This window comes from Pseudomonas sp. CM25 (genome assembly GCF_013179705.1).
Classification (GTDB): domain Bacteria; phylum Pseudomonadota; class Gammaproteobacteria; order Pseudomonadales; family Pseudomonadaceae; genus Aquipseudomonas.
This window is the reverse complement of sequence record NZ_JABMCW010000005.1, coordinates 36,130-48,459: the sequence shown is the minus strand read 5'-3', so window position 1 is coordinate 48,459 and position 12,330 is coordinate 36,130. Positions and strand designations below refer to the sequence as shown.

Below are 12,330 nucleotides of genomic sequence, written 5' to 3'. Positions count from 1 at the left end.
GTCCGGCAAGGTGTTGGATGTGTTTGATTAGCTCAAAGTGGTCAACTATCGTTACTTCGTGTGCTTCTGCTATAAAGATAATGTCCTCGTACGTGCCTCGTATGGTATTGACCGTAGAGTTGTGCCCTTTGAGCGGAAATATTGGACGGGTATGCAAAAGTGGATCTTTAGTGTCCATGCGTGTGAGTTTTTCAACTATACGATGAGCAAATACTTCGACGCCCGTAGAGCTCCCTTTGGTATAGTCGTACGTGGCGATAAGCGTGTCCGCTTCAACAGCAGCCGGCTCATCTGTCACCGCCCGCGTTTCCTGGGCCAGCCAGGGTTGACTACCCAGCGACCCACGTAAAGGTGTGTCTTTGCGCACAGCCTGGCCACCTGGCAGGTAATCCCACGCCCAACTGCCCAATACCGACGATTCATCCAGGTCTGAGAAGCAGTGTTCCTCCAGGGGTACATAGCTGTCAGTATCTGCTCTGCGCCACGAGGTGCGCCAGGCGCGTTGCAGGCCATCCAGGCACGAGAGGCTCTGGCTGCCATCCTTGAAGGTGCGTTGTACCGTTGTACTGCTGACTTCGCTGTCGGTGTAGACCGATTCGATGCGTTCGTCAGCCGCCTGCCTGGCTGTCTTGCCGGTGCTATCGGGTGCCAGCTGGTAGCGGGTTTCTTTGGTTACCCGGCCCAAGGCATCGCGCTCCTCCCAGTGTGTCTCGACGCCATTCTCGACCCTTTGCAGGGCGCGCCTACTGTAGCGCGAACGGACTTCCTTACTGACCTGGGCACTGCCCGCAGGCGTCGTTGCACTGACGATCACCTGGATACCGGGTTGGGTGGGGTTGTCGATAAATTTCTGCACAGTGGTCAGCGTAATACTCTGGTCGTCACGATGCGTCGTCTGCCGGCTGGTAATCGACCATTCCTGAACCTCGCTTTGCCCGCTGGGGGTTTTCTTGCTGGCGGGAACTGCAGTGCTGGTGCTGATCTGGTGCCACAGCGCTTCCTGGCCGGTCAGCTCCCAGGTGGTGTCCTTGTCGAGGGTGTCGTTGGTCAGCGTGCCGCGGATGTTATCCACCATCACCATTTCGGCCAGTTCCAGGTAGTCTCGGTCGTCGCGGGTGACTTTTCGATAGCCGTAGAGCTTCAGGCCCTGAGGGTTGCCATAGTCGTCACACTGGTACTCCGCCATCAGCGGCGCACTGGTGTATGCCGGCACGAAGGGGCACTCCAGCGTCGGTACTGCGCCAAGCGCTTGCACATTGCCAACCGTGATCTGGTTATGCGTCTGATCACCGTGGTTATAGCAGTAATGAATCGAATGCGAACCGTTGGTATACAGGCGCAGGGGGTTGCCTTGGGCGTCAGTCACGATCGTGGTGGCGTCCACTGTCTTGCCCAACTGTTCGCGCTTTGTTTTTGGCGACAGGCTGAGCATGTTCATGATCGCTCGGGACAGCTGCTTCCGCCTCTTGGTATCTTGCCGCCAGAACCTTTGCAATACGGCCAGCCGGCGGTCTGTCGCCGGGGCATTTGCGGTGACTTTTATCGAGGCCCCGTCCTGCTTGACGATTATGCTCCTGGTGATCTCGGCCAGCTCATCCCCCCAGCCTGTATAGCGGAAGGTGGTCGTGGCCTGCCCATGTTCCAGATAGAACTCAAGCCAATGGTCCTCTGAGGAGCCTGAGCCTCGCAGCAGCACTGTGCGCATGCCCTTGTGGTCCAGCCCGAAAGCGTGCAGGTCGTGCGCGATGGCGGCATGAATACCGCTTTCCACGGCTGCGATGAACACCGCGTCTTCGCTGAACTGATAGCTGCCCGTGTAGCTGTAGCGGTCTATATGATTCTGCTGCCCGCATCCTGGCAGCAGTGCGTGCAGCGCCACCCGAGGCAGGGCGTACGGTCCGTTCAACGAGGCACTTTCCTTGACGTACTGGACGCATTCGAGAGAACCGTCCTGCTCCTGCAGGCGGCACAATACCCTGTCCAAGGTCGGATCATCGTCGTAGCCGCAATCCACCTGCTGCACAACGATGCCCTTCTGCACGCGCTTGAGTGTGCTCAGCAAGTACTGCTTAAGGGTAAGTTCGACCTCGAACGCATCGCCGGTGCCATGCCACAGGTGCATGTTTACCCGGCTCTCGGCCTTGAGCTCAGGGTCGACATATTGCGCGCTGAACAGCTCGGCTTCGCCGCTCTTGATGCTCATCAGCAGGAATTGACCGTTCTGGCGCTTCCATTGTAGATCCAGCGCTTCGCCGAACTGCGAGATGATGCGTGACGGCAATAGCTGCACGAACGGCCGCTGAAACAGCGCGATACGCCTGTCCAGTTCCTTGGTGTTGGAATGCTTTCTCCAGGCATTGCGGGCTTCTCTGTAATCGATGATCCCCCCGACAAGATACCCATAGGGGGAAATCACCAGCAGCGCCCACTGCGTCCAGTGTTCAGGAATCAGCAGTGGGTCCGGCGCGCTGCCGGACTTGATCGCCTGCAAGTACTCGAGCACGGCCCGGCGAAACTCGTCGTTCGGTTCAACCGTGTCACTACCGGGCGCATCCGGTTTACTCAGGATCTCCTGGCGGCCACTGGGAAACTCAAGGGTGAACCGGCTGTAATCCTTGTTGCAGCTCACCCGGCAGGACTTGGTCTTGATGGATTCGCCTGCGCCCAGCCGGGTCCACTCGTCGTCGCTCAGCATGACCTGGGTGCTATCGGCGAGAGTGAGCCGGCGGTGGTCGTTTTTCTCGATGGCGCTGGTAATAATGCTTGAGAAGCGCCAGGCCCAGCCATCGCCCAGGCCCGCTTCGTTGCCGCGTAGCGCCGAGTAGTGCAAGGTCAGGTCGCACACCGGGCCCAGCCCACGCAGGCCTTGCATGGTCGCGATCGGGTAATGGGCATGGAACAGGCCGCTGCGCTCATCCACGCCCGTGCGGTCGTGGCCGCTGGTGTCGAACAGTTCGGAGTGACTGGTGTTGCCGAAGTCCTCGCACAGGAAGCTGATCTCGGTATACTTTTTCAGGGGCGCAGGCGGGGTGAATTTGACGGCCTGCACGTCGTGCCAGAAGCGGTTCGAGTTGAAACCGCCTATATGACCCACAGTGAGTTCTTTAGCATCGCGAGCGTCTCCCGGATAGGTGAAGTACAGGTCGTAGACGCCATTATCGATCGGCCCTGCCCAGGTGATGCTGGTGTCGGTCACACTGACCGGCCACTGCCGGTGCTCACCGGCGCGTGGTACGCAGGCGGTGACCCGATAACCGTTTTCGTATGCAACATTGTCCAGGCGGAATTCCAGCTCCCCGTTCAACGACTGCACATCGACCTGTACGCTGGCAGTACCTGCGGTCACTGTAAATCGGGCTTGTTCAGCCAGCCTGCCACTAGGCAAGTCGTCAGTCTCCAGTAAGTACTTCCCGTAGTCGTCATCGCGCCAGGCCTCGCCATCGCCGACGTTTTCCAGCAGCACCTGCAATTCGCTGAAGCGCAGCACGGAGAGCGGTTCGGCGGCTGCCCCGACCTGCACTTCCGGCCAGGCCTGTGCCTTGAGGAATTCGGCCAAGGCCTGTAACCAGCTATCCCGGTCACTGACCGTTTCGGCATCCTGAGGTTTGAACAGTGCGCGATGCAGCAACTTTCGGCTGAAAGGGTGCCGCACTGTGGCCAGCACCGCATGCCCGGTGTCGGCTCTCCAGGCCGATTGCAGAGTAGGCCCCGGCAGGTAATTGGCTGCGCCGGGCAGTGTGGTGAAAATACGCAGCGCATCACCGCGTTGCCACAGGTGCAGGTCGTTGCTCGCATCGGCCGGCCCAGCCTGTGGGTTGTGTGTGGCCGCTCGAAGGTAGGGCGATACCGGCGAGGCGTTCAGGGCCGTGGCCCAGGCGCCCAGCCATTTGCCTGCGGCGCGCTGAGCCTTGCCTGGCACCCACTCATGATGTGCGAGCAAACGATGGGAAAACGCATCGTAGACCCACGCCTGCAACGTGTGCCCTGCTTCGAGTGCATGTTCACCCTCTACAGCCTGGCTTTGCCACCAATTCACCTGGGTAAGGGTCACGGACAGCTCGGCGCACTGCGGCACCCAGAAGGCATTGTCTTTGTCGGCAGGGGTGACGGTGCTGCCATCGAGGACGCCTGCACGCAGCACGTGGCTGTCACGGTTGATCTGCTCGCACAGTGCCTTGGCCCACTGCGTGCCGGCTTGCGTCGCCGCGGGGGTGAAGAAATGGTGTTCGTACAGCGCCTGGGAGGTGAGGTCGCGCACTTGCAGGCACAGTGTTTCGTCCGCCACAGGGCTGAAGGATTCGTCACAGGCCAGAGCCTGGACGATGTTGGCGGCAAACGGCGCGTTGCTGAACGTGCGATAGCGGGTGGGGCTCCACAGCCTGAGGGTTTCGGCAGTGGTGGAAAAGCTGTTGTGAGCTTGCCAGGCTCCGGCGCAGATGGGCTCACCCGCAGCCGCCAGATGATCGGCAAAGGCTTTTGGCCATGACGTGGCAGAGAGTTGGCCCTTCTGCGCAGGATAATCGAGCCTGCGGATATCGCCATCCAGCCGATCGATGAGGAAGGCGCTCAATACCTCCCCTTCGGCCAGGGCTCGGCCTGCCTTGATGGTGCTGCTGGTGTTCCAGCCGCCGTCGATGCTGCCCACCCGCTCGAGCGAGAAGTCGGTCATGTCGGGAAGGGCGCCGTCGGGCTGGTTGGAGATCAGGTACGGGGTTGATGGCGATTGCAACTGAAGGGCTACAGGTTGCTCGGCCAGCATCTCGGATGTGGTGTAAATGGCTTTGATAGAGCTGTCGTACAAACTGGAATTTCCCAGCGGGGGAAGGTCTGGTAAAAAGTCGAACTTTTCTTTCAGGATTTTGAAGTCATTCTGAGTTTGCTCAGGGCAAGTGATGGTCAGACTGCCAAACTGGTCATTTGAGATCAGGCCGTATCCAAGGGTGTTGTTATTTCTGGAAATTGGGTTGTTGAACTCAATAATTACAAGGTCGGTGGGGATGGTTGCTGCATCTGCTATAGCGTCAATTCCCATGCGCTGGGCATTATGGTTAACCAACTTCTTCGTGATGCTGGCCAGGCTGTCGTTTTTTTCAAACGCGGCTTTTACAATGTCAAGCCCTGTGAGGTCATAAATGGTGCGAATTGCATCCTTGGATATATACCCTGAGTTTAGCTGTGACGGTTGTGTAAAATAATTCGTCCAGCAGGTGAGTTCCAAGGGGGCGCTTCGTTGGAGCTCGGTGTTCAGGTAACACAGAACTTCATCCAGCACAGTGCTCCTTGAGACCACCAGTTTGTCGGAGTGCTTCATTAGCTCAGAGCTCTCAACGGCACATATGATCCCGCAGGGGTGCTTGGGTTGACTCCCATCCCAGCTGGAATATGGACCGAAGAAGCCGCGACCATCCGTGTACTCAATCATTACCAGTGATGGTGCAAGCGGGAATGGCGGTATTTCTTCTGCGTGCAGCTCACGTGCGCCTTGGCTGATGAGTATGTCAAATGCGTTGTCGAGTGTTTCTTCGAGAGCGTCGTAATATGCCTTGTTTTGGCTGGTTAATGCAATTGTTTCCTTCTCGACCCCCTCGATGGATTCGATGAACCTAAATTCGTCACGGCTCTCATAAAATATTACAACTGACAGCGAACCGTCCTGGCGACTATAGTCAACTTCAATGTAGTTGTCGTGGATGCTTATCAGCCAGGCACTGTCATTGTTGACCTTGATTTTCTGTCCTGCTTTCAACCCGGCCTTTTCAATAATGCTTCTGTTGTAGCCTTCAACTGTTATTCCTGAGAAATGGCTCATTTTGCGCTCCAGAAATTCGCGGCTGACTCAATTGCGTGGCGTGGTTTGATTGGGCTAGTGCCAGTCTCTGGGCAGCTGGAAACTTTGTCACCTGGCAAAAATGCCAGGTCCCCAGGTAGTCCGTATTTCCCCAAACCTGCTATTCCTAAGAGGACACGCATCCCACCAAGGCCCCTCGATGCTGGTCATCGAACATCTGCACAAATCCTTCCCCACCCCCCCCCAGGCCCGCTCCCGGTGCCGAGATGTCCAGGCGCGCATCGGCAACTTCAGCAACGCCGACGAGTGCTCGTGGCAAGTGCGTACCTTCTGTAGGAGCAGCCTTGTGCTGCGAAGAGCCTGCTCCTGCAGGGCCGTCGACTTGACGCTATTTCTGCAAGGCAACCACCCCGGCTTGCGCTAAGATGCCCGCTCATGTCTCTGGAAGCTGCCTGGATGAGCAAACCCGGTCAAATGGTGCTGGTGGCACTGCGCAAAATGATCGCCTCGGGCGAGCTGGCGGCTGGCGAGCGCCTGATGGAAGTGCCCACCGCCGAACTGTTCGGCGTCTCGCGCATGCCGGTGCGCATGGCGTTTCGTACCCTCGAGCAGGAAGGCCTGCTGGTGCGCTTTGGCGGCCGGGGCTTTCAGGTGCGTTCGGTCAGCGCCGATGACATCGCCGGTGCGGTGGAGGTGCGTGGCGTACTGGAGGGTCTGGCTGCCCGCCAGGCGGCAGAACGCGGGCTGTCAGTGCAAGCGCGCGCGGCACTGCAACAGTGCCTGGTGGATGGCGACCAGCTGTTCGACAAAGGCTTTGTGACCGAAGAAGACCTGCAGGCCTACCACGACCTCAACATGCGTTTTCACCAAGTGATCGTCGCGGCCAGCCACAACCCGGCCATCGCCGATGCCCTGGCGCGCAACGACCATCTGCCGTTTGCCTCGGTCACCGCGCTGGCCGTGGACCGCCATGACCTGGCCCGCGAATACCGGCGCTTCAATTTTGCCCACATGCAGCACCATGCGGTGTTCGATGCCTTGGCCAACGGCCAGGGTGCCCGCGCCGAAGCGATCATGCGCGAGCACGCCAATGCCACCTTGCGCTATGCCGAAACCTTCGGCGGGGCAGCGGCGGACGCGGGCATGAAAGTGATCCTGCCTTCGTCCTGAGCGGTTCAGATATCCAGCACCAGCATCGGCGTTTTCGAGCGTGAGCAGCAAGGCGTGAACTGATCGTTCAGGGCCTGCTCTTCTTCGGTCAGGAACAGGTCGCGGTGCTCCGGTGTGCCTTGCAGTACCCGGGTCAGGCAAGTGCCGCAGATGCCTTGCTCGCATGACATGGCGATTTCGATGCCGTGCTGTTCCAGCACCTGTACCACTGTGCGGTCTGCCGGCACTTCAAACACCTGCCCGGTGCTGCCGATCTGCACCGAGAAGCTGCCGTCGGTGCTGGCGTCCACCGGTGCCGCGGCAAAGTACTCGCGGTGCAGGCAGGCCTCTTGCCAACCCAGCCCCTTGGCGCTGTCCAGCACATGCTGCATGAAACCGCCCGGTCCGCACACGTACAGGTGCACGTCGTCTTGCGGGTTGGCCAGCACCGTGGCGATGTCCAGGGCAGTTTCCGGTTGTTCGTCAAAATGCACGAACAGGCGCTCGGCGAAAGGCGCATTGCGAATGCGTTCTACAAATGCCGCGCGCTCGCTGGAGCGGGCGCAGTAGTGCAGCTCGAAGTCATGGCCGCGGTGACACAGCTGCTCGGCCATGCACAGGATCGGGGTAATGCCGATGCCGCCGGCAAACAGCACGCTGCGCCGCGCGCCTTCGGCCAGCTGGAACAGGTTGCGCGGCGGACTGATGCGCAGCCGTGCCCCCGCCTGCACCTGCTCGTGCAGGCTGCGTGAACCACCGCGTGACGCCGGGTCGTTGAGCACGCCGATCAGATAACGGTGGCGCTCTTCGGGGTGATTGCACAGGGAGTACTGGCGCACCAGCCCACCAGGCAGGTGCACATCGATATGCGCGCCGGCAGTGAATGCCGGCAGCAGGCTGCCATCTGCCGCCGCCAGTTCGAAGCTGCAAATGCCCAGCGCTTCATCGTTACGGGATACCACTACGGCATCGATCATGTTGGCGAATCCTCAGGCAGGGGTTGCGCTGGTGGCGATCAGTTGTGGTTGTGGCGCACCTTCCTTGGCGATGATCCGCTCCAGCACCTTGCGCGACTGCACGCCGCCGGCATCGATGTTCAGCTTCAGCAGGTTGCGCTGGGGATTGGCCAGCAGGTTCTGCTGCTGGCGCTCGAGCATTTCCAGGTCTTCGCTGAAGATCTTGCCCTGGCCCTCGCGAATGTTGTCGGTCAAAGCCTGGTCATGCGCGGCAAAGTTGCGCGCCATGCCCCAGAAGTACCAGATCGAGGTATCGCTCTCGGGGGTAATGAAGTCGACCACGATGCTCGACGCCTTGTGCTGGGCCTCGGCGTGGTAGCCCCCTTTGCCGGCGTGCGCCACGCCGACTTCGATCAGCACATGGCTGGGCGGGGTGAAGCGGCAGATCTGCCAGCGGTCCACCGGCACATCGTCGGCCAGGCCGTTGCCGCGCAGGGCCATGCGCCAGAAGGGCGGGGCCATGATGTTTTCCATATGCCGAGCAGTGACCACTTCGTCGCCGCTGACGGTGGTTACCGGCGGTGCTTCGTCGATTTCCTTCTGGCCGATGCTGGAGGCGTGCACGTAGGTTTCGTGGGTCAGGTCCATCAGGTTGTCGATCATCAGGCGATAGTCGCAGCCGATGTGGAACAGGCCGCCGCCGTAGGCCCATTCATCATTCACCGCCCATTCAAGGTGCGGAATCAGCGACGGGTCGGCCTGCGCCTGGTCGCCGGGCCAGACCCAGATGAAGCCATAACGCTCGACTGCAGCGAAGGTCTTGTTGCAAGGGAAGCCCCGGACCCGCTGGCCTGGCATCGACACGGTCTTGCCGTCGCAGCCCATGACCAGGCCGTGGTAGCCACATACCAGGTTGCCGTCCTCCACATAACCGAGCGACAACGGCGCGCCACGGTGCGGGCAGAAGTCCTCCACGGCGGCTACTCGGTTCTCGTGGCTGCGGTAGAACACGATCTTTTCGCCGCAGATCTGCCGGCCCAGCGGCTTGCTGGCGATTTCTTCGGGGGTGCAGGCGACGTACCAGGTGTTTTTGGGGTACATGGGAGGCTCTCCGGGGTTTTGTTTTTATTTAATGGATCCATTAGAGCGGTCCGCTGCACCGATGGTCAACCTATAATTCAGGGATTTAATCGCCTTTTGGGCGATTATCGAATTATCTGTGGATCCATTATAGGTTGCCTGTATTTCCACCCACGATTGTTCCGCTGCCGCTCTCACAGGGCGCCCGTGTTGCTCCAAACCTGCTATTCCTAACAAGACATGCATTCCACCAAGGCCCCTCGATGCTGGTCATCGAAAACCTCCACAAATCCTTCCCCACCCCCCAAGGCCCGCTCCCGGTGCTGCAAGGTGTCGACTTGCGCCTGGCCCGCGGCAGCAGCCTGGCGCTGATGGGCGAGTCTGGCAGTGGCAAGAGCACCTTGTTGCACCTGGTGGCCGGCCTGGACCGTGCCGACAGTGGCCGCATCCTGATCGACGACGTCCCGCTCGACAGCCGTTCCGAGGCCTCGCTTGCGCAGTGGCGACGGGAGGGGATTGGCTTGGTGTTCCAGCAGTACAACCTGATCAGTAGCCTGGATGTGGGCGCCAACCTTGCCTTTCAGGCCAGGCTGGCCGAGCGGCAGGACCCCGACTGGGTTGCGTATCTTGCCCAACGCTTGGGCTTGGCGGACCTGCTTTCGCGTTACCCGGAGCAACTCTCCGGCGGCCAGCAGCAACGGGTCGCCATCGGCCGCGCCTTGGCCGGGCGCCCGGCCTGGCTGCTGGCTGACGAACCCACCGGTAGCCTGGATGAAGCCAGCAGCGATGAGGTGCTGAACCTGCTGCTGCAACTGGTCGCGGAAGCCGGCAGCGGTGTGCTGATGGTTACCCATAGCCCGCGGCTGGCGGCGCGGTTGCAGCGGCGTTGTTACCTGCAGGCCGGGCGCGTGCGGGCCGAGCAGCGCTGATGAGGCTTTTGTCGCTGGCATTGTTGGCGTTGCTCAGCCACTGGCGGCGCCATCGGGTGCAGTTTTTCAGCATCTTTACCGGGCTGTGGCTGGCCACGGCGCTGTGGACCGGAGTGCAGGCGCTGAACAGCCAGGCACGCAGCGATTATGCCCGGGCCAGCGCAGTGTTGGCCGGGCCGTTGCAGGCGCAAGTGCTGCCGCGCAATGGCGAGCGCTTCGACCAGGCGCTGTATGTGCAGCTGCGCAGGCTGGGCTGGACGGTGTCGCCGGTGCTGGAAGGGCGCTTGCGCCTGCCGGGCGAACCGACGCGCAACGTGCAGCTGATCGGCATCGAACCACTCAGCCTGCCGCCGTCCAGCAGCATCGCTGGGGTGCAGCCGCAGGCATTCGATCTGCAAGCCTTTATCGGCTCGCCCGGGCAAGCCTGGGTCGGGCCGGACACCTTGCGTCAAATGAATGCAAAACCTGGCGATCCGGCAGTCGACAGCGAAGGGCAGCGGCTTCCACCTTTGCGCTTGCAGCCAGCGTTGGCGCCAGGGGTGATCGTGGTCGATATCGGCCACGCCCAGGCACTGCTGCACGCACCTGGGCAATTGTCCCGATTGCTGGTGGCTGATGCACCCGGGGCACTCCCTGCGAATATCGCGCCCTTGCTCGAGCTGCAACCTCGGCAGGACGACGGCGGGTTGCAGCGCCTGACCGACAGTTTTCACCTCAATCTGACCGCACTTGGCTTGCTGGCATTCATCGTCGGTCTGTTCATCACCCATGCCGCGATTGGCTTGGCCCTGGAGCAGCGGCGCGGGCTGATCCGTAACCTGCGCGCCTGTGGCGTCAGCCTGAAGGTGCTGCTGTGTGCCCTGCTGCTGGAGCTGGGCCTGTTCGCGCTGCTGGGTGGATTGGCCGGGGTTGCCAGCGGCTATGGGCTGGCCGCGTGGTTGCTGCCCGATGTGGCCGCCAGCTTGCGCGGCCTTTATGGCGCACAAGTCGCTGGCACGCTGAGCCTGCCCGCAGGCTGGTGGCTGGCCGGTGTGCTGGTGAGTGTGCTGGGCGCGTTGCTGGCGGGACTGGGCAGCGTGTTGCGGGCAGCACGCTTGCCGTTGCTGGCGCTGGCGCAACCCCAGGCGTGGCGATTGGCGCAGGGGCCCTGGTTGCAACGTCAGGCCATGCTGGCGGGCGTGTTGCTGCTGTTGGCCTTGGCTTGCGGCATGCTGGGCGACAGCCTGCCCAGCGCGTTCGGCATGTTGGCAGGTTTGCTGCTGGCGGCGGCGCTGCTGCTGCCGGCCTTGCTCGATCGGCTGCTAGGCGGGTTGTCGCGCTGTTGTCGGCGGCCATTGTCGCAATGGTTCGTCGCCGACAGCCGCCAGCAACTGCCGGCATTGAGCCTGGCACTGATGGCGCTGTTGCTGGCGCTGGCTGCCAGTGTCGGCGTGGGCAGTATGACCGAGGGCTTTCGCAAGACCTTTGTCGGCTGGCTGGACCAGCGATTGTCGGCCGACCTGTATGTGACCCCTCGCGACACTGCCCAAGGTTTGCAGATCATCGAGTGGCTGGGGCAGCAAGCGGCGGTCACTATGGTACTGCCCGGCTGGCGTGTGGAAACCAGGCTGCAAAACTGGCCGGTGCAGGTTCAGGGCATTGTCGATCACCCCGTCTATCGCAGCCGCTGGCCATTGCTGGCGCAGCACAAGCAGGCCTGGGAGCAATTGGCCAGCGGGCACGCCGTGATGCTCAGTGAACAGCTGGCCAGGCGGCTGAACGTGCAACTGGGCGATAGCCTGAGGCTGCCTGGCCGCGACTCGCCGGGCCTGGCTGTGGTGGGGATCTACGCGGATTATGGCAACCCCAAAGGCCATGTGCTGGTCAACGAAGGTTGGCTGCGAGCCCATTGGCCAGAGGCAACACTGAGTGGCGTCAGTGTCGACCTGCTTCCCCTGCAGCGGCAGGCCATGAAGGCGGCACTGCAGCAACGCTTTGCCCTGGACGACAACCGAGTGGTGGAGCAAGCGCGCCTGAAACGCTGGTCGACCGAGGTGTTCAACCGCACTTTTGCCGCCACGGCCGCCCTCAACAGCCTCACGCTTGGCGTGGCCGGCGTGGCGCTGTTCATCAACCTGCTGACCCTGGGCCAGTCCCGCCTGGGCCAGCTGGCGCCGTTATGGGCGCTGGGGGTGCGCCGCAGCCATCTGGTCTGGTTGAGCCTGGGCCAGTCGCTCATGTTGAGCAGCCTTACCGTGCTGCTGGCGATTCCGCTGGGGTTGTTGCTGGCTTGGTGCCTGGTTGCGGTAGTGAATGTGCAGGCGTTCGGCTGGCGTTTGCCGCTTTACGTGTTCCCCGCGCAACTGTTGCAACTGGCCGTGATGGGTATGCTGACCATCCTGCTGGCCAGCGCCTGGCCCGTGTGACAATTGGCGCGGCGCCAGCCCCG

General features: G+C 61.3%; 6 protein-coding genes. 3 read left to right on the top strand and 3 right to left on the bottom strand.

Annotated features, from left to right (window positions below; genetic code table 11):
• Positions 1–5,809, bottom strand: a 5,809-nt coding sequence (locus HP546_RS01230; RefSeq protein WP_172218868.1) for a hypothetical protein, incomplete at its 3' end; no start/stop codon positions are given.
• Between the two features lie 435 nt (positions 5,810–6,244).
• Here HP546_RS01230 and HP546_RS01225 point away from each other — a divergent pair.
• Entirely contained in the window at positions 6,245–6,958 is a 714-nt protein-coding gene (locus HP546_RS01225) for a GntR family transcriptional regulator (protein WP_172218867.1), read from the top strand.
• Between the two features lie 5 nt (positions 6,959–6,963).
• On the opposite strand, the gene HP546_RS01220 is transcribed toward HP546_RS01225, so the two are convergent.
• Together HP546_RS01220 and HP546_RS01215 are read right to left on the bottom strand one after the other, a co-directional pair.
• Complete coding sequence (locus HP546_RS01220) at positions 6,964–7,914, bottom strand: PDR/VanB family oxidoreductase (protein WP_172218866.1); 951 nt, start codon at positions 7,912–7,914, stop codon at positions 6,964–6,966.
• Between the two features lie 12 nt (positions 7,915–7,926).
• Positions 7,927–8,994 carry an aromatic ring-hydroxylating dioxygenase subunit alpha gene (locus tag HP546_RS01215; protein ID WP_172218865.1) on the bottom strand — a complete coding sequence of 356 codons (1,068 nt, stop codon included), beginning with the start codon at positions 8,992–8,994 and terminating at the stop codon, positions 7,927–7,929.
• A 242-nt stretch (positions 8,995–9,236) separates the two neighbouring features.
• Between HP546_RS01215 and HP546_RS01210 the strand changes: the two genes are divergently transcribed.
• A complete protein-coding gene (locus tag HP546_RS01210; protein ID WP_172218864.1) occupies positions 9,237–9,902 on the top strand; it encodes an ABC transporter ATP-binding protein in 666 nt (221 codons plus the stop codon).
• Complete coding sequence (locus HP546_RS01205; protein WP_172218862.1) at positions 9,902–12,307, top strand: FtsX-like permease family protein; 2,406 nt, start codon at positions 9,902–9,904, stop codon at positions 12,305–12,307. Before HP546_RS01210 ends, HP546_RS01205 begins: the two co-directional genes overlap by 1 nt.
• Positions 12,308–12,330 lie beyond the last annotated feature (23 nt).

Excerpts from the sequence above, each read along its gene's own strand:
- HP546_RS01225 (WP_172218867.1), top strand. The coding sequence starts at position 6,245 with ATGAGCAAACCCGGTCAAATGGTGCTGGTGGCACTGCGCAAAATGATC.
- HP546_RS01220 (WP_172218866.1), bottom strand. The coding sequence starts at position 7,914 with ATGATCGATGCCGTAGTGGTATCCCGTAACGATGAAGCGCTGGGCATT.
- HP546_RS01215 (WP_172218865.1), bottom strand. The coding sequence starts at position 8,994 with ATGTACCCCAAAAACACCTGGTACGTCGCCTGCACCCCCGAAGAAATC.
- HP546_RS01210 (WP_172218864.1), top strand. The coding sequence starts at position 9,237 with ATGCTGGTCATCGAAAACCTCCACAAATCCTTCCCCACCCCCCAAGGC.
- HP546_RS01205 (WP_172218862.1), top strand. The coding sequence starts at position 9,902 with ATGAGGCTTTTGTCGCTGGCATTGTTGGCGTTGCTCAGCCACTGGCGG.